Annotated in this window: 18 protein-coding genes and 1 pseudogene; 9 read left to right on the plus strand and 10 right to left on the minus strand. The window is 70.8% G+C overall.

Annotated elements, in window-relative coordinates; translation table 11 throughout:
- The first annotated feature begins 51 nt into the window (after positions 1–51).
- A complete protein-coding gene (locus tag KCH48_RS34645; protein WP_210580719.1) occupies positions 52–882 on the plus strand; it encodes an MBL fold metallo-hydrolase in 831 nt (276 codons plus the stop codon).
- On the opposite strand, the gene KCH48_RS34650 is transcribed toward KCH48_RS34645, so the two are convergent.
- Entirely contained in the window at positions 879–1,724 is an 846-nt protein-coding gene (locus tag KCH48_RS34650) for a nucleotidyltransferase domain-containing protein (protein WP_210580721.1), read from the minus strand. The two genes, KCH48_RS34645 and KCH48_RS34650, sit on opposite strands and share 4 nt — an antisense overlap.
- Positions 1,725–1,732: 8 nt before the next feature.
- Entirely contained in the window at positions 1,733–2,407 is a 675-nt protein-coding gene (locus KCH48_RS34655; protein ID WP_210580722.1) for a Crp/Fnr family transcriptional regulator, read from the minus strand.
- Between the two features lie 249 nt (positions 2,408–2,656).
- On the opposite strand from KCH48_RS34655, the gene nth reads away from it, so the two are divergent.
- The 3 genes from nth to KCH48_RS34670 all read left to right on the plus strand — a co-directional run bounded on the left by nth (position 2,657) and on the right by KCH48_RS34670 (position 5,651).
- Entirely contained in the window at positions 2,657–3,571 is a 915-nt protein-coding gene (nth, locus tag KCH48_RS34660; protein WP_210580725.1) for an endonuclease III, read from the plus strand.
- A gap of 61 nt (positions 3,572–3,632) precedes the next feature.
- Positions 3,633–4,328 (plus strand): CoA pyrophosphatase, encoded by a 696-nt coding sequence (locus KCH48_RS34665; protein ID WP_210580727.1) that lies wholly within the window; start codon positions 3,633–3,635, stop codon positions 4,326–4,328.
- Between the two features lie 123 nt (positions 4,329–4,451).
- Positions 4,452–5,651 carry a MarP family serine protease gene (locus tag KCH48_RS34670; RefSeq protein ID WP_210580729.1) on the plus strand — a complete coding sequence of 400 codons (1,200 nt, stop codon included), beginning with the start codon at positions 4,452–4,454 and terminating at the stop codon, positions 5,649–5,651.
- A 12-nt stretch (positions 5,652–5,663) separates the two neighbouring features.
- On the opposite strand, the gene KCH48_RS34675 is transcribed toward KCH48_RS34670, so the two are convergent.
- From KCH48_RS34675 to KCH48_RS34700, 6 genes are all read right to left on the minus strand, one after another.
- Complete coding sequence (locus KCH48_RS34675; protein ID WP_210580731.1) at positions 5,664–5,843, minus strand: hypothetical protein; 180 nt, start codon at positions 5,841–5,843, stop codon at positions 5,664–5,666.
- 263 nt (positions 5,844–6,106) lie between these two features.
- A complete protein-coding gene (locus KCH48_RS34680; RefSeq protein WP_210580733.1) occupies positions 6,107–7,036 on the minus strand; it encodes an alpha/beta fold hydrolase in 930 nt (309 codons plus the stop codon).
- Complete coding sequence (locus tag KCH48_RS34685) at positions 7,033–7,524, minus strand: phage holin family protein (protein WP_210580735.1); 492 nt, start codon at positions 7,522–7,524, stop codon at positions 7,033–7,035. The genes KCH48_RS34680 and KCH48_RS34685 overlap by 4 nt, the downstream gene beginning before the upstream one ends.
- Positions 7,525–7,622: 98 nt before the next feature.
- The gene (nhaA, locus tag KCH48_RS34690; protein ID WP_210580737.1) at positions 7,623–9,035 is read right to left on the minus strand and encodes a Na+/H+ antiporter NhaA; all 1,413 of its coding nucleotides are present in this window, start codon (positions 9,033–9,035) and stop codon (positions 7,623–7,625) included.
- Between the two features lie 202 nt (positions 9,036–9,237).
- Complete coding sequence (gene acs / locus KCH48_RS34695) at positions 9,238–11,193, minus strand: acetate--CoA ligase (protein ID WP_210580739.1); 1,956 nt, start codon at positions 11,191–11,193, stop codon at positions 9,238–9,240.
- Between the two features lie 202 nt (positions 11,194–11,395).
- The gene (locus KCH48_RS34700; protein ID WP_210580740.1) at positions 11,396–13,747 is read right to left on the minus strand and encodes a SulP family inorganic anion transporter; all 2,352 of its coding nucleotides are present in this window, start codon (positions 13,745–13,747) and stop codon (positions 11,396–11,398) included.
- Positions 13,748–14,084: 337 nt separating this feature from the next.
- Here KCH48_RS34700 and KCH48_RS34705 point away from each other — a divergent pair, with 337 nt between their 5' ends.
- A complete protein-coding gene (locus KCH48_RS34705; RefSeq protein ID WP_210580743.1) occupies positions 14,085–15,356 on the plus strand; it encodes a hypothetical protein in 1,272 nt (423 codons plus the stop codon).
- Between the two features lie 6 nt (positions 15,357–15,362).
- On the opposite strand, the gene KCH48_RS34710 is transcribed toward KCH48_RS34705, so the two are convergent.
- Complete coding sequence (locus KCH48_RS34710; RefSeq protein ID WP_210580744.1) at positions 15,363–16,343, minus strand: ATP-binding protein; 981 nt, start codon at positions 16,341–16,343, stop codon at positions 15,363–15,365.
- Between the two features lie 101 nt (positions 16,344–16,444).
- Between KCH48_RS34710 and KCH48_RS34715 the strand changes: the two genes are divergently transcribed.
- Positions 16,445–17,269, plus strand: a complete 825-nt coding sequence (locus tag KCH48_RS34715; protein ID WP_210580746.1) for a Fic family protein — start codon at positions 16,445–16,447, stop codon at positions 17,267–17,269.
- A 442-nt stretch (positions 17,270–17,711) separates the two neighbouring features.
- Here the strand turns inward: KCH48_RS34715 and KCH48_RS34720 are convergent, their stop codons facing one another.
- The gene (locus KCH48_RS34720; RefSeq protein ID WP_210580747.1) at positions 17,712–18,545 is read right to left on the minus strand and encodes an HAD family phosphatase; all 834 of its coding nucleotides are present in this window, start codon (positions 18,543–18,545) and stop codon (positions 17,712–17,714) included.
- 598 nt (positions 18,546–19,143) lie between these two features.
- Here KCH48_RS34720 and ssd point away from each other — a divergent pair.
- The 3 genes and pseudogenes from ssd to KCH48_RS34735 all read left to right on the plus strand — a co-directional run.
- Positions 19,144–20,256 carry a septum site-determining protein Ssd gene (ssd, locus tag KCH48_RS34725; protein WP_210580749.1) on the plus strand — a complete coding sequence of 371 codons (1,113 nt, stop codon included), beginning with the start codon at positions 19,144–19,146 and terminating at the stop codon, positions 20,254–20,256.
- Positions 20,253–21,452, plus strand: coding sequence for a TadA family conjugal transfer-associated ATPase (locus tag KCH48_RS34730; protein ID WP_210580751.1), 1,200 nt, complete (start codon positions 20,253–20,255; stop codon positions 21,450–21,452). The genes ssd and KCH48_RS34730 overlap by 4 nt, the downstream gene beginning before the upstream one ends.
- A pseudogene (locus KCH48_RS34735) lies at positions 21,445–22,281 on the plus strand (type II secretion system F family protein); the annotation flags it as partial. The gene KCH48_RS34730 and the pseudogene KCH48_RS34735, both read left to right, overlap by 8 nt.
- Between the last annotated feature and the right edge of the window lie 223 nt (positions 22,282–22,504).

Below are 22,504 nucleotides of genomic sequence, written 5' to 3' on the forward strand. Positions count from 1 at the left end.
CTCCGACCGGCGACCTGACGTGCTGCCCAGCCTGACGGGAGGAACCTCCGCATGACCGACGCAGCCGCCCTCCCCGGCCAGCCGAGGGGTGGGGTTCCTTCGGGGCCCGCCACCCCGCGGGCCGTCAACGTCCTTGCGCCCAACGCCTCGGCGATGACCCTGGACGGCACCAACACGTGGGTCCTGTCGGAGCCCGATTCCGAGCTGGCCGTGGTGGTCGACCCGGGGCCACTGGACGAGAGCCACCTGCGCGCCGTCGTCGACGCCGCCGAGAAGGCCGGCAAGCGCATCGCGCTGACGCTGCTGACGCACGGTCACCCCGATCATGCCGAAGGCGCCGCCCGCTTCGCCGAGCTGACGGGCACGAAGGTGCGGGCTCTGGACCCGGCGCTGCGGCTGGGCGACGAGGGGCTGGCGGCCGGGGACGCGGTGACGGTCGGCGGCCTGGAGCTGAGGGTCGTACCTACGCCCGGGCACACCTCGGACTCCCTGTGCTTCCATCTCCCGGCCGACCGGGCGGTCGTGACCGGCGACACGATCCTGGGCCGCGGTACGACGGTCGTGGCGCACCCCGACGGCCGTCTGGGCGACTATCTGGACTCCCTGCGGCGGCTCAGGTCCCTCACCGTCGACGACGGCGTCCACACCGTCCTGCCGGGCCATGGACCGGTCCTGGAGGACGCCCAGGGCGCCGTGGAGTTCTATCTCGCCCACCGGGCCCACCGTCTCGCCCAGATCGAGACGGCCGTGGAGAACGGCTACCGCACGCCGTCGGAGGTCGTCGCCCATGTGTACGCGGACGTGGACCGGTCGCTGTGGCCCGCGGCGGAGCTGTCGGTACGGGCCCAGTTGGACTACCTGGAGGAGCACGGCCTCATCTAGGAGTTGGGGCGGGGCGCTTTGACGCCGTGCACGCGCGCGTACTCCTCGGCGAGCCACGGCCCGAGGTCGTCGACGTACGACGTGAGGATGTCCGGGTCGCCGGTCGGCTCGCAGCCGAGGACGGCGGCGGCCCGCATCTGCTCCCCGCGCGCGGGGTAGTACGCGGCGAACGCCTCGGCCATGTCGGCCAGATCACTCGTCCAGCCGTTCCAGCGCGGCATCACGAGCGTGCTGTGCTTTCTGGGGGACACCCCCAGACCCCCGGCGGTGCGGACGAGGCGGCGGGACATGAAGCGTACGAGGGGCCGCCGGGCCTCGTCGGCGGAGTCGACCGCGGTGATCCGCTCGCGCCAGCGGGGGAGGAGCAGGGCGAGGTCGCCATTGGTCTCGCGGGCGAGCAGCGAGTCGGGCCGGTAGCGCGGCAGGTACTCGGCGAGATCCTCACCGAGCAGCGGCGTGCACAGGCACGCGACGAACCACCCCAGGTCGTACCGCTCCGGCTCGCTCAGTACCTGTGCCCGGCTGACCAGCAGGATCCCGACCCCGTCGACCTGCCCAAACTCCTTGTCGACCGCCTCACCCAGCGCCCGCGCGCCCTCCCGGTCCGCCACGCCGGGCTCCTCGCGCAGCACGGCGAGCAGATCCAGGTCGCTGCGCCTCACGCGCGCGGTGCCGCGCGGAATCGACCCGTAGAGGTACGCGCTGTCCAGCCGCGCGCCGAAGAGATCGAGCACGCGGTCCCGGGTGACGGCGACGACGGGACGGAAGGCGGGCGGGACCTGCCCGAGAGAGCCCTCACGCTCGATGAAGCCGAGGGAGTCAAGCCCTCTTGACGCCGTCAACGAGGTGGCTACCGCGAGCGCTTGGCGAGCCGCTCCACGTCCAGCAGGATCACCGCGCGTGCCTCGAGACGGAGCCATCCGCGCTGGGCGAAGTCGGCGAGCGCCTTGTTGACCGTCTCCCGGGAGGCGCCGACCAGCTGGGCCAGCTCCTCCTGCGTGAGGTCGTGGACGACGTGGATGCCCTCCTCGGACTGCACGCCGAAGCGGCGGGAGAGGTCCAGCAGGGCGCGCGCGACACGGCCGGGGACGTCGGAGAAGACCAGGTCGGACATCTGGTCGTTGGTCTTGCGCAGCCGGCGGGCGACGGCGCGCAGCAGCGCGGTGGCCACCTCAGGGCGGGCGTTCAGCCAGGGCTGGAGGTCGCCGTGGCCCAGGCCCAGCAGCTTGACCTCGGTCAGCGCGGTGGCGGTCGCCGTGCGCGGGCCCGGGTCGAAGAGCGACAGTTCGCCGATGAGCTCGCCGGGACCGACGACGGCCAGCATGTTCTCGCGGCCGTCGGGCGAGGTGCGGTGGAGCTTGACCTTGCCCTCGGTGACGACGTAGAGCCGGTCGCCCGGGTCGCCCTCGTGGAACAGGGAGTCGCCACGTGCGAGGGTCGCCTCACTCATGGAGGCGCGCAGCTCCGCGGACTGCTCGTCATCGAGCGCCGCGAAGAGCGGATTGCGCCGCAGAACGTCGTCCACGAGTTCTCTCCTTGTCGACCTGCTCAGGGGATCACTCCCCCACGTACCAGGGGACCGTGCTCCCCATTTTGCCGGACGGTCCAAACAGTGTGATCTGTCACAAGGATGCCGCACAGGTCTGCGGAGGTACGCGGCAGGGGTCCAATCGGGGGCCGATCTCCCGGGTCCGGGGCGGATGTCAGTGCCGGGCTTTAGGCTGGCCGGGTGTCCAAATCGCCGGTGAGAGCACAGGCCAAGGGGGCTGGACGGGTGGTTGCACGTCGGGATTCTGCTGTGGGCGAACAGATCCCCACCGGCGGAAAGAAAGCGGCAAAAGTGACGAAGGAGCCTGTGAGGAAGCCTGTGAAAAACACGGCCGCGGTGAAGAAGGCGGCTTCTAAGCCTCCGAAGGACGAGTCCCGCACCGCTCTCGTCCGCCGGGCCCGCCGGATCAACCGCGAGCTCGCCGAGGTCTATCCGTACGCCCACCCGGAGCTGGACTTCGAGAACCCCTTCCAACTGCTGGTGGCCACCGTGCTGTCCGCCCAGACCACCGACCTCCGCGTCAACCAGACCACCCCGGCGCTCTTCACCAAGTACCCGACGCCCGAGGACCTGGCCGCCGCCGACCCCGAGGAGGTCGAGGAGATCCTCCGCCCGACCGGCTTCTTCCGGGCCAAGACCAAGTCGGTGATGGGGCTGTCGAAGGCCCTCGTGGCGGACTTCGGCGGCGAGGTCCCCGGCAGGCTCGAAGACCTCGTCAAGCTCCCCGGCGTGGGCCGCAAGACCGCGTTCGTCGTGCTGGGCAACGCCTTCGGCCGCCCCGGCCTCACCGTGGACACGCACTTCCAGCGGCTGGTGCGGCGCTGGCGGTGGACCGACGCGACCGAGCCGGACAAGATCGAGGCCGCTGTCGCCGCGCTCTTCCCCAAGAGCGACTGGACGATGCTCTCGCACCATGTGATCTTCCACGGCCGCCGCATCTGCCACGCCCGCAAGCCCGCCTGCGGCGCCTGCCCCATCGCCCCGCTCTGCCCGGCGTACGGCGAGGGCGAGACGGACCCGGAGAAGGCGAAGAAGCTGCTCAAGTACGAGAAGGGCGGCTTCCCGGGACAGCGCCTGAAGCCTCCGCAGGCCTATCTGGACGCGGGCGGCAAGCCGGCGCCGCCGCTGGGGGCCGGATGAGCCCTCAGGAACGATCTCGGTGCCGTCCCGCGTTGGGCAGTGCAGGACGACGGGGGTGGCGATGACGCGCGCAAGCGATACACAGGGCGGCCCGGTGGCGCTCAGCAAGGAGGGCCTGCCCGGCTGGCTCGATCCGGTGGTGCACGCGGTGGAGACGGTGCAGCCGCTCCAGCTGAGCCGCTTCCTGCCGCCGGAGAACGGCGCGGGGCGGCAGTCCGCCGTACTGATCCTGTTCGGTGAGGGCGAGCGCGGTCCCGAGCTGCTGCTGATGGAGCGGGCGAGTTCGCTGCGCTCGCACGCCGGGCAGCCGTCCTTCCCGGGCGGTGCCCTCGACCCCGAGGACGGCGACCCGAAGGCCGACGGGCCGTTGCGGGCCGCTCTCCGTGAGGCCGAGGAGGAGACCGGCCTCGACCCGGCCGGTGTCCAGCTCTTCGGCGTGCTGCCCAAGCTGTACATCCCGGTCAGCAGCTTCGTCGTCACCCCGGTGCTGGGCTGGTGGCGCGAGCCGACCCCGGTCGGGGTGGTCGATCCGAACGAGACCGCGCGCGTCTTCACCGTTCCCGTGGCGGATCTCACGGATCCCGCCCACCGCGCCACCACCGTTCACCCCAGCGGCCACCGAGGTCCGGCATTTCTGGTCCAATCGGCCCTGGTGTGGGGGTTCACGGCGGGGATCATCGACCGCCTGCTGCACTACGCGGGCTGGGAGCGGCCATGGGACCGCGAGAAGCAGGTCCCGCTCGACTGGCGCTCATGACAAGGTGGGCGCCGTGTTGTGTCTACCCGGGGGGAACGCTGTGTTCGATCGCCGCTGCGCGGCAGGGTGGACCCCCGAGGCCGACTGTGGGGACCGCGAAGTGACGAGGCGAGGCTAGAAGCGGTGAACGTGCTGGACATCCTGTTGCTGGTCGCCGCCGTGTGGTTCGCGATCGTCGGCTATCGCCAGGGCTTCGTCGTCGGCATCCTGTCGGTGATCGGCTTCCTGGGCGGCGGTCTCGTCGCGGTCTATGTGCTGCCCGTCATCTGGGACGCGCTGACCGACAACTCCGAGGTCGGCACCGCCGCCGCCGTCGTCGCGGTCGTCGTCGTCATCGTCTGCGCCTCCGTCGGCCAGGCGCTCACCACCCACCTCGGCAGCAAGCTGCGCCGGTACATCACCTGGTCCCCGGCCCGCGCCCTGGACGCGACCGGCGGCGCGCTCGTCAACGTCGTGGCGATGCTCCTGGTCGCGTGGCTCATCGGCTCCGCCCTCGCGCAGACCACGCTGCCCACGCTGGGCAAGGAGGTCCGCAACTCCAAGGTGCTGCTGGGGGTGTCGGAGGCGCTGCCCACCCAGGCCGACACCTGGTTCGAGGACTTCACCTCGGTCCTCGCGCAGAACGGCTTCCCGCAGGTCTTCAGCCCGTTCTCGAACGAGCCGATCAAGGAGGTCGCGCCTCCGGACCCGGCCCTCGCGGGCAGCGCCGTCGCCGAGCGGGCCCAGCGCTCCATCGTCAAGGTCACGGGCACCGCCGAGAGTTGCGGCAAGGTCCTCGAAGGCACCGGCTTCGTGTTCTCCGACCGCCGGGTCATGACCAACGCGCATGTCGTCGGCGGCGTCGACGAGCCCACCATCCAGATAGGCGGCGAGGGCAGGAAGTACGACGCGACGGTCGTCCTCTACGACTGGGAGCGCGACATCGCCGTACTCGACGTACCCGATCTGGACGCTCCGGCGCTCCAGTTCACCACCGAGGACGCCGGCACCGGGGACAGCGCGATCGTCGCCGGCTTCCCGGAGAACGGGGCGTACGACGTGCGGTCCGCGCGGGTCCGCGGGCGCATCACGGCCAGCGGGGCGGACATCTACCACCGCGGCACCGTCAACCGCGACGTCTACTCCCTGTACGCGACCGTCCGCCAGGGCAACTCCGGCGGCCCGCTGCTCACGCCTGAAGGCCAGGTGTACGGCGTGGTCTTCGCCAAGTCCCTCGACGACGCCGAGACGGGGTACGCGCTCACCGCGGACGAGATCCAGCAGGACATCGCCAAGGGGCGCACCGCGAACCAGCGGGTGGACAGCGACGAGTGCGCTCTGTAGACCGTACGGAGCTCAGTCGCGCGTATGACGCAGCCGGACGGAGACCCAGCGGGCCCGGCGGCGCAGGATGTGCGGGATGCCCACGCGAAGGTCGGTGCCCGGCAGCTGCGGGGTGCCTCGCTGGTGAGAGCTCAAGGCGTTGCCCGAGCGTCGATTGCGTGCTGCGTCACTGTAGTCGTGCGTCCAGCCCATACCCGGACGTGTGCCCCTGCCCCAAGGTCGATAACCGCCCCCACGCCCCCCAATTGGCCTATGCGCCAGGCATTTGGCTGTTCGTAGGACGGTTGTTCCGAACGAGCGACACGGCACGCGTCGACCCCGTCACCGGTCGGGTTCGGGATCCTTCAGCCAGTTGACCAGCTCTGCCGAAAACGCGACCGGATCCTCCTCGTGCGGGCTGTGTCTTCCCGGGGGATAACCCCCGGACCCCCAGCCGGGCGCAGCTGAGGCACGCTTCATCGGTCCGGCTCGGGATCCTTCAGCCAGTTGACCAGCTCTGCCGAAAACGCGACCGGATCCTCCTCGTGCGGGAAGTGGCCGAGACCGTCGAACAGGCGCCAGCGGTACGGTGCTTCGACGTATTCTCCGGAGCCGGCGGCGCTGCGGGTTCGCATCACCGGGTCCAGGGAGCCGTGGAGATGGAGGGTCGGTACCCGCACGGGTCGCTTCATCCGCCGGTTGAACTGGACGCCGTCCAGGCGGGCGAGGGACCGCACCATCCACCGGTACGGCTCGATCGAGCAGTGCGCGGTCGACGGGATGCACATGGCGCGCTGGTACGTGTCCACCGCCTTGTCGTCCGGCAGGCTCGGCCCGGACCAGTCCCGCATCAGCCGGGCGACGAGCGCCCCGTCGTCCGCGATGAGCTGCCGCTCCGGGATCCAGGGCCGCTGGAACCCCCAGATGTAGGAGCCCGCGGCCGTCTGCCTGACGTCGGAGAGCATCGCGGCCCGCCAGCGCCGCGGATGGGGCATCGAGGTGACCGCGAGCCGCCGTACGAGCTTGGGGCGCATCACGGCCGCCGTCCACGCGATATAGCCGCCCAGGTCGTGCCCGACGAGCGCGGCGTCCGGCTCGCCGAGCGACCGTACGACGCCCGTGACGTCGAGGGCGAGGTTGCCGGGGTCGTACCCCCGGGGCGTACGGTCGCTGCCGCCGACGCCCCGCAGGTCCATCGCGACGGCCCGGAACCCGGCGTCGGCGAGGGCGACCAGCTGGTGCCGCCAGGTCCACCAGAACTGCGGGAAGCCGTGCAGCAACAGCACCAGCGGCCCGTCGCCCATCTCGGCGATGTGGAAGCGCGCGCCATTGGCGGCCACTTCCCTGTGTGTCCAGGGACCGTCCGGCCGTACGACAGAGGCGGGCTGCGCCGAAGGGTCGGTCATGACGACGAGCGTGCCACAGCTTCGATGGCCTCCGGGACCCGGTCCTGCGGCAGTTCTTCCGCACGCGGGTGCGGCTTGGCCTTCTGCAGGACGACCGCCGTCTCCTTCACGGAGGCCGCGACCTTCTGCGGGCCCTTGCCCTTCTTGGCCTTCTTCGCGAACACGACGCCGATGAGGGCCAGCACGAGCGCGATCAGCACGTTCGCCGCGAAGGACAGCAGGAAGCAGATCGCGAGATTCCAGTCGCTCCAGGTCCGGATGCCGTACGCCAGCGCGAAGTTCAGCATCGGCAGCGAGAACACCAGCACGCCGGCGGCCACCGAGAACGCGCCGCCGCTCATCGCCCCGCGCTTGACGTCCTGCTTGAGCTGCGCCTTGGCCAGCGCGATCTCGTCGTGCACCAGCGCGGACATCTCGGTGGTCGCCGAGGCGAACAGCTGGCCGATGCTGCGTTCGGTACCGACCGGGCTGCCGTCGGGTGCGCTCATCGCGGTCTCCCTCTCCTGCCTGACTTCTTTTCGACGGTCATTTTGTACCGTCCCGTCAGATCATGCCGGACCGTCGTCCCCGTCGCCTGCCCCGGTGGTCACTTCGGCATGCCCGTGCCGTTATCCGCGGTCATCAACTCGGCGATCCGGCGGTGCTCGGCGGCCTTACGCTCGTAGATGCCGGCCATCCGCAGGTGGTACGCCGGGTCGTCCTCCTCGTAGATGTCCGGGATGCCGTCGAGGTCGTCGTCGCGCTCCTCGTCCGCGCACATCTTGCGGTACTTGGCGTTCCGTACCTTCAGCAGGGCGGTCGCCAGAGCCGCCGAGATGAGCGAGCCCATCAGCACCGCGGCCTTGATCTCGCCGGTCAGCGCCGCGTCGCCGTCGAAGGCGAGCTCGCCGATCAGCAGCGAGACGGTGAACCCGATCCCGGCGAGCGACGCCACCGCGAACACGTCAGGCCAGGCGAGGTCGTCGCTGAGCGACGCCCTGGTGAAACGTGCCGTCAGCCACGTACCCCCGAAGATGCCGACCGCCTTGCCGACGACCAGACCCAGCACCACGCCGAGCGTCTCCGGCTGGCTGAATACGTCGCCCAGGGCGCCCCCCGAAAGGGAGACACCGGCGCTGAACAGCGCGAACAGCGGCACAGCGAGGCCCGCCGACAGCGGCCGTACGAGATGCTCGATGCGCTCGCCGGGGGAGTGGTCCTCGCCCTCGTGGCGGTGGCAGCGCAGCATCAGGCCCATCGCGACGCCTGCGATGGTGGCGTGGATGCCGCTGTTGTACATCAGCCCCCAGATGACGAGGGCGAGCGGGACGTAGAGGTACCAGCCGCGGACGCCCTTGCGCAGCAGCAGCCAGAAGACGAGCAGGCCGACGACGGCGCCGCCGAGCGCGGCGAAGTCGATGGTGTCGGTGAAGAAGACCGCGATGATCAGGATCGCGAACAGGTCGTCGACGACGGCGAGGGTGAGCAGGAAGGCGCGCAGGGCGCTCGGCAGGGACGTACCGATGACCGCGAGCACCGCCAGCGCGAAGGCGATGTCGGTGGCGGTGGGCACGGCCCAGCCGGCCAGTGAGCCGCCGCCGGTGACGTTGGTGAGGGTGTAGACGAGCGCCGGTACGGCCATCCCGCACAGGGCCGCGACGACGGGCAGCACGGCGGCCTTGGGGTCGCGCAGGTCACCGGCGACCAGCTCACGCTTGAGTTCGATGCCGGCGACGAAGAAGAAGATCGCGAGCAGTCCGTCGGCCGCCCAGTGCTCGATCGACAGGTTCAGGCCGAGCGCCTCGGGGCCGAGGTGGTAGTGGCTGACGCTCTCGTAGCTGTCGTGCAGCGCGGGGATGTTCGCCCAGATCAGCGCGGCGATCGCGGCGAGGAGCAGCAGGACACCGCCGACCGTCTCGGCGCGCAGCGCGTCCGCCACGAAGGTTCGCTCGGGCAGGGACAGGCGTCCGAAAACCTTGCGGGTGCTGGCGTTTTCCCTGTTGCGGGCGGGCGCGGCCACGAGGAGACCTCCGGTCGGTGGGCAGGACGGAACACATGCCGACCAGACTTCCCGGCGCACCTTGATTCGTTGTTACGTTCTTGACGGTTTGCTTAGCTTACCTAAGATGCGGCCGGGCTCGTCGGGGGGATCTTCACGCTAAACGCAAAAGGGGCACCCGGCGCGCTTGTCGCCGGGTGCCCCTGAGGGCCTTGCTCAGTCCTCAGTCCTCGCTCGGCGCCGCCGGAAGCTTCGCCTGGATGAGGTCCATGACCGTCGAGTCGGTCAGCGTGGTGACATCGCCGAGCTGACGGTTCTCCGCCACGTCCCGCAGCAGGCGGCGCATGATCTTGCCGGAGCGGGTCTTCGGCAGCTCCGCGACCGGCAGGATCCGCTTCGGCTTGGCGATGGGGCCGAGGGCGGCGCTGACGTGGCCCTGCAGGTCGGCGACGAGGTGCTCGGTCTCGGACGCCGTGCCACGCAGGATCACGAACGCGACGATGGCCTGGCCGGTCGTCTCGTCGGCCGCACCGACGACGGCCGCCTCGGCGACCGACGGGTGCGAGACGAGCGCCGACTCCACCTCGGTCGTGGAGATGTTGTGCCCGGACACGAGCATGACGTCGTCCACCCGGCCGAGCAGCCAGATGTCACCGTCGTCGTCCTTCTTCGCCCCGTCACCGGCGAAGTACTTGCCCTCGAACCGCGACCAGTACGTGTCGAGGAACCTCTGGTCGTCCCCCCAGATGGTGCGCAGCATCGACGGCCACGGCTCGGTGAGCACCAGATAGCCACCGCCGCCGTTGGGCACCTCCCGCGCCTCGTCGTCGACGACGGTCGCGGAGATACCGGGCAGCGGGACCTGAGCGGAACCCGGCTTGGTCTCCGTGACGCCCGGCAGCGGCGAGATCATCATCGCGCCGGTCTCGGTCTGCCACCAGGTGTCCACGATCGGCGTCCGGTCGGCCCCGATGTGCTTGCGGTACCAGATCCAGGCCTCGGGGTTGATGGGCTCACCGACCGAGCCGAGGACACGGAGGGAGGAGAGATCGAACTTCGCGGGGATGTCGTCGCCCCACTTCATGAACGTACGGATCGCGGTCGGCGCCGTGTACAGGATCGTCACCCCGTACTTCTGCACGATCTCCCAGAACCGCCCCTGGTGCGGGGTGTCCGGCGTGCCCTCGTACATCACCTGCGTCGCGCCGTTGGCCAGCGGCCCGTAGACGATGTACGAGTGCCCGGTGACCCAGCCGACGTCGGCCGTGCACCAGTACACGTCCGTCTCCGGCTTGAGGTCGAAGACGGCGTGGTGGGTGTACGCGGCCTGGGTGAGATAGCCGCCCGAGGTGTGCAGGATGCCCTTCGGCTTACCCGTCGTCCCGGACGTGTAGAGGATGAACAGCGGCTGCTCGGCCTCGAAGGGTTCCGGTGTGTGCTCGGCGGACTGCCGGTCGACGATCTCGTGCCACCACACGTCCAACTCGTCGTTCCAGGCGACCTCCTGGCCGGTGCGGCGGACCACGAGGACATGCTCGACGTTGCCCGCCTTGGTGACCGCCTCGTCGACGGCCGGCTTCAGCGCGGACGGCTTGCCGCGCCGGTAGCCGCCGTCGGACGTGATGACGACCTTGGCGTCCGCGTCCTGGATACGGGTCGCGAGCGCGTCCGCCGAGAAGCCACCGAAGACCACGGAGTGCGCGGCGCCGATCCGGGCGCACGCCAGCATCGCGATCGCGGTCTCAGGGATCATCGGCATATAGACGGCGACCCGGTCGCCCTTGCGCACACCCAGCTCCAGCAGGGCGCCCGCGGCCTTGGAGACCTCGTCCTTCAGCTCGGCGTAGGTGATGGTGCGGCTGTCGCCGGGCTCCCCCTCGAAGTGGATGGCGACCCGGTCGCCGTGCCCCGCCTCGACATGCCGGTCGACGCAGTTGTACGCGACGTTCAGCTCGCCGTCCTTGAACCACTTGGCGAACGGCGGGTTCGACCAGTCCAGTGTCTCGGTCGGCTCCTTGGCCCAGGTCAGCCGCCGGGCCTGCGTGGCCCAGAAGCCGAGCCGGTCAGCCTTGGCCTGTTCGTACGCCTCCGCCGTGACATTGGCGTTCGCGGCCAGGTCAGCGGGCGGCGCGAAGCGTCGCTCCTCTTTCAAGAGGTTGGCCAGGCTTTCGTTGCTCACGACATCTCCCTTTCCCAGGGTGTCCGTTGTGTCCCAGGCCACAGCTCATCAGACCGGGGGGCCGGATGACAAGGGTCGACCGGAAATTGGTGTAGACCTATCAGCCCGGTCCCGTAGCGGCTTTCCGATGGCCGGGTTCATCCCTTCCCACGGACGGCGGAGCCGGCGAGTTCAGATGGTGTAACGCCTCTCACATCCCTGGTCACGCCGGTACGTCCGCCGCCCCCACCCAGTCGAACACCTCGCCCCCGTCCGCCTCGGAGAGCAGGTACGCCTGCGCCTCGCCCACGTGGAAGTACATCCCGTGCAACTCCAGCGAGCCCTCGCGCAGCGCGCGGCTCACCGACTCGTGGGCGCGCAGGTGCTCCAGCTGCTGGACCACATTGGTCAGGCAGAGCTGCTCGACCGCGTCGGCGGGCCGGCGTCCAGCCAGCCGGGCCCGGGGGCGGCTGTCGTCGGCCATCCGCTCCAGGCTGGGTACCCCGTGCCGCAGCCACCGCTTGAGCGGCGTCTGGACGGCACCGGCCTCGGAGGAGAGCAGCGCCTGCATGGCTCCGCACCCGGAGTGCCCGCACACCGTGATGGACCGCACTTTCAGCACCTCCACCGCGTACTCGATCGCCGCGGCCACCGAGTCGTCCCCGCTCTCCTCACCGGGGGGCGGCACGAGGTTGCCCACATTGCGCACCACGAACAGATCGCCCGGACCACTGGAGGTGATCATCGACGTGACCAGCCGTGAGTCGGCGCAGGTGAGGAAGAGCTGAACTGGCTGCTGTCCCTCGCGCGCCAGCCGGGCCAGCTCGCCCCGCACCAGGGGCGCGGTGTTGCGGTGGAACGCGTCGATGCCACGGGCCAGTTCATGGCCGCTGGGCCCGATCTCGACCGTTTCGGCGAGGCCGGTCGGCTGCCCGTCGGGCGTCGCCTTGGATCGCGGGGGTTCGCACTGGTGGTTGCGCCACGGTGTCCAGGGACGGCAACGGCAGCCGGCGTGCTCACCGCTGCCGACGGGCTCGGCGATCCGGACCCCGGTGCGACGGCCGGTCACCTCGACGGTGCCGCCGTGCGCGGTGTGCGCGTTCTGCCAGTCCTGCAGGGACTCGTACGCCGCATGGTCCATGAAGGAGCCGTTCAACTCGACGACGGCATGGACCCCTTCGGGCACGAGATGCAGGGCGCGGCTGAGCCGCGGCACCGCGAGGAACGTCAACTGCCCTCGAACATGGACGTGATGGACTCCTTCCTTCTCTTCGTGCGTGATGCGTGTGCGGGTGAGGCGGTGCAGGGCGACGGCGACGGCCATGGCGATCCCCAGTGCCACGCCCTCCAGGACGCCGAGGAGCACCACGCCGAGTGTGGTGACGGCGTACACCAGCACTTCTCGGTGGCGGGTCACCGTGCGGATGTGGTGCAGGGACACCATCTGGATGCCGACGGCCATCACCAGGGCGGCGAGCGAGGCGAGCGGGATGAGCTCCAGGATCGGGACCATCAGCAGCGCGGCGACTACTACGTAAACGCCGTGCAGCAGCGTGGAGTTCCGGCTCACGGCACCGGATCGGACATTCGCCGTGCTGCGCACCGCGACTCCGGTGACCGGCAGTCCGCCGAGCGCGCCGGAGACGATATTGGCGGCGCCCTGGCCGCGCAGCTCCCGGTCGAGGTCGGCGCGCGGCACGGGCGGTGACTGAGTCCGGGCTGCGGCCAGCTTGTCCACGGCCACCGCGGACAGCAGCGACTCCACTCCGCCGACCAGGGTGATGGTCAGGACGGCGGCGACGATCCCGAGCACCGGGCCTTCCGACAGCCCGGCCAGGGCGTGACTGCTCCACGAGGGCAGGTCGACCCGGGGCAGCCGCAACCCGGCGAGAGCGGCCACCGCCGTCGCCGTCGCCACCGCGGCCAGGGGCGCCGGCAGCAGTCGTACGACTCGGCCCGCCCGGCCCGGAATCCGCGGCCAGATCAGCAGCACGGCCAGGGTCACGGCGCTCATGGACAGGGCGCTGGGATGCGGGTCGGCCAGTTGGGAGGGCAGTTCGCGCACGTTGTCGACGACCGAGCTGTGCGGGCTCCCGCCGAGGACGATGTGCAGTTGGGCGACGGCGATGGTGGCGCCGATGCCGGCGAGCATGCCGTGCACGATGGCGGGGCTCACGGCGAGCGCGGAGCGCGCCACGCGCAGGAAGCCCAGGCCGAGTTGGGCGAGACCGGCGAGCACGGTGATGGCGCAGGTCGTACGCCAGCCGTAGCGCTGGATGAGATCGGCGGTGACCACCGTCAGACCGGCCGCGGGGCCGCTGACCATGAGTGGGGCGCCACCGAGGCGTCCGGCGACGAGCCCGCCCACGGCGGCGGCGACCAGTCCGGCCTGGAGGGGCGCGCCGGTGGCAAGGGCGATGCCGAGGGACAGGGGCAGAGCGATCAGGAAGACCGCGATCGAGGCCGACACATCGGCGCCCGCGATACGGAAGCGGCGCCGGGGCGGCGGAGGGCTGTGGGGCTCGTGCTCGGGTCGGGGGGAATCGGATGGGCGGGTGGGGACGCAGGCTGACATGGTTCCCGTCTCCTCCGGGGCAGCGCGGTCGCGGATCTGGTGGTCCTCCGCTCGGTGGCGGGGGGTCGGGTCGCGGCCGTGGGTCACGGCGTGCAGCGGCGGGATGAAATCAACGCTCGGTAAATGGATCGTAATGGAGAGTAAAGGGCGAGCATAGTTTTTTCGAGCAAATGGGCTAATGCATAACTCTCATGAGGGAAGCAGGCTTTTTATCGGCTTGTCGTATTAATTCCTTCTCTGCCTCGTGCGACCTTGGCGCCACTGTCGGCCCTTCCCGGCACATCACCCGAGTTCGGTTCATCAGCGTTGGCCTGAGAGAAGGAAAGGTGGGCGGAGTATGGCCGCCACCCAGAGGATCGCCGCCGGCGCCGTGGCCGCCGCGGCCTGTGCCGCGTCCCTCGCCGGTTGCACGGCGGGGGACACAGGTTCCCAGGGCCCGGAACAAGGAGCCCCCGGCCCGCAGAAGCCGGCGGCGGCGCCCAAGAGCGTGGTCCGTCTGATCGGTGACGGCTCCACCGCGTACACCGGAGCCCAGCCGCATCTGCCCAGGCCCGAACGGCTGAAGTCCGGTCAGAAACCCCCGCAGTTCGTGGTGTTCTCCTGGGACGGCGCCGGAGAGGACAGCCAGAGGCTGTTCTCCCACTTCCGCCAGGTCGCCAAGAGGAACAACGCGACGATGACGTACTTCCTGAGCGGCGTGTACATGCTGCCCGAGGGAAAGCGCGACCTCTACCGACCGCCGCAGCACGCGCCCGGCCGCTCCGACATCGGCTTCAACGACGACCGCGGCATCGCCGACACCGCCAAGCAGCTGCGCCTGGCATGGCTGGAGGGCAATGAGGTCGGCACCCACTTCAACGGCCATTTCTGCGGCCGCGGCGGGGTCGGCGAGTGGTCGGTCGAGGAGTGGAAGGACGAGATCGCCCAGGCGAAACGATTCGTGAAGTCCTGGAAGACCAACACCGGCATGAGAAAGGCGGCCCCGCTGCCCTTCGACTACGACAAGGAACTCATCGGCGCCCGCACGCCCTGTCTGGAAGGCCAGGAGAACTTCATGAAGGCGGCCCGCGACCTGGGCTTCCGCTATGACACCAGCGGCGTCAACGACCAGGTCTGGCCGAAGAAGAAGCTGGGCCTGTGGGATCTGTCGATGCAGCTCGTGCCGTTCCCCGGGCACACCTACGAGCAGCTCACCATGGACTACAACTTCATGGTCAACCAGTCCGGCACCACCACCCAGGGCGACCCGGGCAAGTACGACCACTGGGGCGACCAGATGCGGGACGGCCTGCTCAAGGGCTTCTATCGGGCCTACGACGGCAACCGCGCGCCCCTGATCATCGGCAACCACTTCGAGTCCTGGAACGGCGGCACCTATATGCGGGCCGTCGAGGAGGTCATCGAGGAGGTGTGCACCAAGCCCGAGGTGCGCTGTGTCTCCTTCCGGCAACTGGCCGACTGGCTGGACGCCCAGGACCCCACGACGCTGCGCAAGCTGCGCACCCTGAAGGTCGGCGAGGCCCCGAAGCAGGGCTGGGCGTCCTTCCTGTCCGCCCACCCGGCCCCGGCCCCGAAGGGCGCGCCCGGGGCACCGGCGGGCCGGCGGTAGGAGCCGTCACACGGGGGTGCCGAGGCCCTCGCCGAGCACGAATCCGGGGTCGATCTGCGCGGCCAGGTCGACCCCGAGGCGTTCATTGCCCCAGGACTCGGCGTTCTTCAGATGGAAGTGCACCATCTGACGCGTATAGCGCTCCCAGTCGCGCAGTTCGTACGTCGCGTCGGCGGCCGTCCGCAGCAGGCGCAGGGCGCGGCGGCTCGCGTCCTCCAGGAACTCGAACCGTGGTGGCCGGCCCTTCTCCATGGCCCGCACCCAGTCCGAGTACCCCACCGACACCAGCAGGTCGTCCCCGACCTCGGCGCGCAGGAAGTCGAGGTCCTCCCGGCCGTGCACCTTGTTGCCGACGACCGCCAGGGCGACCCCGAAGTCGGCGGCGTACTCCTTGTACTGGCGATAGACGGAGACCCCCCTCCGGGTCGGTTCGGCGACGAGGAACGTGATGTCGAAGCGGGTGAACAGCCCGGAGGCGAAGGAGTCCGAGCCCGCCGTCATGTCGACCACGACATACTCGTCGCGGCCGTCCACCAGGTGGTTCAGGCACAGCTCCACCGCTCCGGTCTTGGAGTGGTAGCAGGCGACCCCCAGGTCGGAGTCCGTGAAAGGGCCCGTGACCATCAAACGGACGGCGCCGCCGTCGAGTTCCACCGGCCGGGCGCAGGCGTCGTACACCGGATTGTTCTCACGGACCCGCAGCAGCCGTGAGTCCTCCCCGGGCGGCGTCGTCTTGGTCATCGTCCGGGCGGAGGTGATGCGGGGGTTGGTGCCGCGCAGATAGTCCTTGATCATCGGCAGCCGGTCGCCCATCGCGGGCAGTTCGCCCGCCTCCGTCTCGTCCAGGCCGAGCGCGACTCCGAGGTGCTGGTTGATGTCCGCGTCGATCGCGACGACCGGTGCGCCGTCGGCCGCGAGATGCCGGATGAACAGGGAGGACAGCGTGGTCTTGCCACTGCCGCCCTTCCCGACGAAAGCAATTTTCATGTTCACGAAGGGTAGTGCGGCGATAGCTGTAGGTGGCAGACGGGCGTGAAGAAGACCACTCCATCGTGGGGTGTGCGCCCGGTGTGGCTAGTGTCGTACTCATGAGTACGACAGGTGCGGCCGCCGATCCGCTCGCGGCCCTGGGCTCGCTGCCCACAGTGGCCGAGTCCGTGGAGTCCGTGCGCAAGGCCGTGGACCGGGTCTACGGCCACCGGATCATGCGGCGTCGCAGCAACGAGATCACGTCCGAGGCGGCGCTGCGCGGCGCCCGCGGCTCCGGGGCGCTGTCCGGTGCCGACTGGGCCCTCGAAGAGGTGCGTCGGCGCACCGACTTCAGCGGCGACGACGAGGCTCGCACGATGGGTGCGGCCCTCAGGCTGACCGCGGAGGCGGGCCAACTCCTGTCCATCTGGCGGCAGTCACCCCTGCGTGTGCTGGCCCGGCTGCATCTGGTGGCGGCGGCGAGCGACTCCGACGAGGTCGGGAGGCCCCGCCAGGAGGGCGAGCCGGTCGACGAGCCGCTGGTCGAACTGGAGCTGTCGAGCGCGGCCGAAGTGTCGGGGCGGCTGGACGGCCTGTCCGAGCTGATCATCGCGGGGAGTTCAGCACCCGCACTGGTCACGGCCGCGGTGGTGCACGGGGAACTCCTCGCGCTGCGGCCCTTCGTCTCCCACAACGGCCTGGTCGCGCGCACGGCCGCGCGCATCGTCCTGGTCGGCAGCGGCCTCGACCCGAAGTCGGTCTGTCCGGCGGAGGTCGGCCACGCGGAGCTGGGCCGCGCCGCCTATCTGGCGGCGCTCGACGGCTACGTCTCGGGCACTCCGGAGGGCATGGCAGCCTGGATCGCCCACTGCGGCAAGGCGGTCGAGTTGGGGGCGCGCGAGTCGGTGGCTGTGTGCGAGGCGCTGCAGCGCGGGGCGGCGTAACAGGCGAGTCGCCGGGCCGGCGCAGTAGGAACGCAGCAAGAAGCAGTAAGAAAAGGCGCATGAAAAAGCCCCCCGAAGGGGGCTTGAAAGGTTGCGGCGGTACGAATCCTCGTACCGCCGCTGGCATGTCCACCGGGGTACCAAGCGTCCTCGAGATAGTGCCCATCAGGTCGGGACTTCGCCCGTCACCTGGTGCGGCTGGCCCGTAATCGACGGGTCGACGTCGCGTGGGTGCCCGGTGTCCATGCTCGGTCCGTGGGGCCAAATGCGTTATTAAGGTGATCCTCTCGGATGTCCTTGGTCTCGCGGGCCGTTGTGTCCTTTCTACTCCAGGTCCAGGGCAAGCGGAAGTGGTGGCTGCACTTCTTTACTTTTATGTTCAAAGGCGTACTAAACGGTCGTCGATATGTCGAGCACGCGCGCGTGGCGGCGACGGAGCAGGTCAGGCAGCTGTGGCCCGACGCCGACTGGCGTACCAGACGAGGCCCGCGGTGGCCGCCGCGGCCCCTATGGCGGCTGCCGCGACGAGCGCCGGACGCGACGGTACGGAGAGGGTGGGCATCCGCTGCTTGAGCCGTACCGGGCGGTGGAAATCCAGGATCGGCCACCCGCGCGCGAGTGCTTCACGGCGCAGGGTGCGGTCGGGGTTCACGGCGTGGGGGTGGCCGACCGCCTGAAGCATCGGCAGGTCGGTCGCCGAGTCGCTGTAGGCGAAGCAGCGCGCGAGGTCGTACCCCTCGGATTCGGCCAGCTCCCTGACCGCATCGGCCTTCGTCGGACCGTAGGCGTAGTACTCCACCTCCCCGGTGAAGCAGCCGTCGTCGCCCACGACCATGCGGGTGGCGACCACCCGGTCCGCGCCGAGCAGTTCACCGATGGGCTCGACCACCTCGGCACCCGACGTGGACACGATCACGACGTCCCGTCCTGCGGTGTGGTGCTCCTCGATGAGGGAGGCGGCCTCGTCGTAGATGATCGGGTCGATCAGGTCGTGAAGGGTCTCGGCCACGATCTCCTTCACCTGCTGGACGTTCCAGCCGCGGCACATCGCGGACAGGTACTTCCGCATCCGCTCCATCTGGTCGTGGTCGGCGCCGCCCGCGAGGAAGACGAACTGGGCATATGCGGTGCGCAAGGCGGCCCTGCGGTTGATCAGCCCGCCTTGGTAGAAGGACTTGCTGAAGGTGAGCGTGCTCGACTTCGCAATGACCGTCTTGTCCAGGTCAAAGAAGGCCGCTGTGCGGGGCAAGGAGTGGTTTTCCACAACCATGAGCATAGGGGGAGCCCATTCGGCGTAAGGTGGGCGCGTGGGTTTGCCTGAGAGGGCTCTCGGGTACACCATGGAAGTCACGGATCGTTCGCGACCGTGCTAACCCGGTCCGGCTCCTCCCCCCCCGAGTCGGCCGTGGAGACGACCCCCGCTCTCCCCCCCGGCGGGGGTCGTCGCATGTCCGGATGCGTTTTCCTTCCTCTGTTCACGGCTGTAGGGCCGTCGTGAGGCAGTCGTTGCGAGTTCTTGGCATGTCCATGATATGTGACTGAGTGTAGTCGTTGGGCTGCTCTGTGGAAGTCGCACAGCGAGCAGTACAGGGGTCACCGGTATGGGTGACGGCGATATTCACAACCGTCGAGTTGTCCACAGTTATCGACCAAGATCCACACGATTTCCCGGTTCGCTGCACCGTGATTCCAGCGCGCCCCGACCGGGCCGACTTCATGGCCGGTTCCGGTTTGTCGGGCGTGTTTGGCCGGTTCCTATCGGCCGTTCATATGGAGGGCCGGATGCCGGTTCTTCACACGTTTGGGAATCGCGGGGCCTCAGGGGCTGCGCGAGAGGTGTGTCGCGGGTCCTGTGTGGGCCCGCGCGAAGGGGGATGGACATCGTGGCCGCAGCCGTCACTCACGATCCGCAGCCCACCGCCGGTGGGCGACAGGGCGGACCGCTGATCGTCACGGAAGACGCCGATCTGCTCGACGACCTGCTGCGCCTGTGCGCGGCGGCCGGTGCCACACCCGAGGTGCATCACGGGGTGCCGGAGCCAAGAGGCCGCTGGGAGGCGGCGCCGCTGGTCCTCGTCGGGGACGACGCGGTGCGGCGGGTGCGCGGGGTCGCGCGCAGAAGGAGCGTCGTGCTCGTCGGCCGGGACCAGGACGACCCCGGCGTCTGGAAACGGGCGGTCGAGATCGGCGCCGACCATGTGCTGATGCTGCCCGACGGCGAGCAGTGGCTGGTGGACCGTATCGCCGATGTGGCGGAGGGCGTGGGGCGGCCCGCGCTCACCGTGGGCGTCATCGGCGGCCGTGGCGGGGCCGGCGCGTCCACGCTCGCGTGCGCTCTCGCCGTCACCTCCGCGCGGGAGGGGCTGCGCACACTCCTCGTCGACGCCGATCCGCTGGGCGGCGGACTCGACGTCCTCCTCGGTGGCGAGACCGCCGAGGGCCTGCGCTGGCCCGCCTTCGCCGCCTCGCGCGGGCGGGTCGGCGGGGGCGCCCTGGAGGAGTCGCTGCCGCGGCTGCACTCGCTGCGGGTGCTCAGCTGGGATCGCGGCGACCGTATCGCCGTCCCGCCGCAGGCCGTACGCGCGGTGCTCGCCGCCGCCCGACGCCGGGGCGGCACGGTCGTGGTCGATCTGCCCCGCCGTATCGACGACGGCGTCGCCGAGGTACTCGCGCAGCTCGATGTCGGGCTGCTCGTGGTGCCCGCCGAGCTGCGCGCGGTCGCCGCCGCCGGGCGGGTGGCCTCCGCCGTCGGCATGGTCCTGCGTGACCTGCGGGTGGCGGTGCGCGGACCGTACGCGCCCGGCCTCGACGACCGCGAGGTGGCCCGGCTGCTCGGGCTGCCGCTGGCCGGCGAAGTGCCCGTGGAATCCGGGCTGCTGCGTCCGCACGAGAGCAAGTCGCCACCCGGGGCCTCCGGACGCGGACCGCTGGCGCGGTTCTGCAAGGGGTTCTGGGAGCGGGCGCTGATGGAGGCGAACGCCGCATGAACACCTTCTCCGGGCCACTGCTGGACGGCGTACGGCAGTGGCTGGCCGAAAGCGGTGCCGAGCCGACACCCGCGCGCGTGGCACAGGCGCTGCGGGAGCAGGGGCGGGTGCTGGGGGACGCCGAAGTTCTCGGCGCGGCCCGGCAGTTGCGGTCCGAGCTGGTCGGCAGCGGCCCGCTGGAACCGCTGCTCGCCGACCCCTCGGTGACCGACGTCCTGGTGTCCGCCCCCGACCGGGTCTGGGTCGACCGGGGCGGCGGACTGGAGCTGACGGCGGTCTCCTTCACGGACGCGTCGGCCGTACGACGTCTTGCGCAGCGTCTGGCCGCGGTGGCCGGGCGGCGGCTGGATGACGCCCGGCCGTGGGTGGACGCCAGGCTGCCCGACGGGACACGGCTGCACGCCGTGCTGCCTCCGGTCGCCGTGGGCTGTGCGTGCCTGGCTCTTCGAGTCGTATGGCCCCGGGCCTTCACGCTCGATGAGCTGGTGACGGCGGGCACGGTGCCGCCCGGCGGGGACCGGGTGCTGCGGGCGCTGCTGGAGGCCCGGCTGTCCTTCCTGATCAGCGGCGGTACCGGCAGCGGCAAGACGACGCTGTTGAGCGCGCTGCTGGGGCTCGTCGGCTCCGGCGAGCGGATCGTGCTCGCCGAGGACTCGGCGGAGCTGCGGCCCGACCATCCGCACGTAGTGCGGTTGGAGACACGGCCCGCCAATCAGGAGGGCGCGGGCCTGGTCACCCTCGAGGACCTCGTACGGCAGGCACTGCGGATGCGACCCGACCGGCTCGTCGTGGGGGAGGTGCGAGGACGTGAAGTGGTCGATCTGCTGGCCGCGTTGAACACCGGGCACGAGGGCGGCTGCGGGACCGTCCACGCCAACGCGGCAGCGGACGTGCCTGCCCGGCTGGAGGCGCTCGGCACTGCGGCCGGGCTGGACCGGGCCGCCCTGCACAGCCAGTTGGCGGCTGCCCTGGCGGTCGTACTGCATCTCGTGCGCGACCGGGCCGGGCAGCGGCGGATCGCCGAGGTTCATGTGCTGGAGCGGGACCCGTCAGGGCTGGTGCGGACGGTGCCGGCGCTGCGGTGGGGCGAGGAGGCCTTTGTGCGGGAGCGGGGGTGGGGGCGGCTGCGGGAGCTGCTGGGGGATTCGGCGGACGAGTGCGGTGCCGGGGAGCGGAGGAGTGGTCGGGATGGGTGAGCTGTCGTCGGGGGCTGCTGTGGCGTGTGCCGGGGCCGTGGTCTGGCTGATGGGTGGCTGGCACTCCGGGGCGCGGCGGGCGGAGTTGCTGCTCGCGGGCGGCGGGGCGGTGGGGACCGGTCCGCCCGCGTGGCGGGATGCGATCGGTCGGGTGCGGCGGCTCCGCGGTCGGCTGCGGGTCGAGTGGTGGGCGCCGGCCGCCGGGTTGGTGCTGGCGGTGCTGGGTGCGTCGGTGCTGCCGATCGTCGCGGGGACGGCTGGAGTGCCCTTGCTGCGGCGGCTGCGGCTGGCCGCGGAGGCGCGGCGGGCGCGGGAGCGGCGCGCGGACGGGGTGATCGCGTTGTGCGCGGCACTCGCCGGGGAGGTGCGGGCCGGGCGGCAGCCGGGTGAGGCACTCCTGTGTGCGGCACGCGACTCCGGCGGGCTCGGGGGCGCGCAGGCGGCGGTGCTGGCTGCGGCGAGGTTCGGCGGGGACGTGCCGGGTGCGCTGGCGGGCGCGGCGCGACAGCCGGGGGCCGAGGGGCTGCTGGGGCTTGCGGCCTGCTGGCGGGTGGCCGTGGACCAGGGGGCGGGGCTTGCGGCGGGGCTCGACCGGCTCGAGGCGGCGTTGCGTGCGGAGCGGGACCAACGGGCCGATTTGCGAGCCCAGTTGGCCGGCGCCCGTTCCACGGCGGTGATGCTCGCGGCGCTGCCGGCCTTCGGGCTCACCCTCGGGACGGCTCTTGGTGCGGACCCGCTGCATGTCCTGCTGCATACCGGGGCGGGGTTCGGGTGCCTGGTGGTCGGGGGGCTGCTGGAGGTGGTGGGGGTGTGGCGGGTTGGGGGGGTGGGGGGAGGGGCGGGGGGGGGGCGCGGGCGGGGCGGGCGGGGGGGCGCGCGGGCGGCGGGGGCGGCCGGCGTGTGGGGGGGGGGGCGGGGGGCCGGGGGGGGCGGGGCGGGGGGGGGGTGGCGCGGGGGGGGGGGGGGGGGGGGGGGGGGGGGGGGGGGGGGGGGGGGGGGGGGGGGGGGGGGGGGGGGGGGGGGGGGAGCGCGGGGGCGGTGGGGGAGGGCGG

The organism is Streptomyces sp. GESEQ-4 (genome assembly GCF_017948455.1).
Classification (GTDB): Bacteria; Actinomycetota; Actinomycetes; order Streptomycetales; family Streptomycetaceae; genus Streptomyces.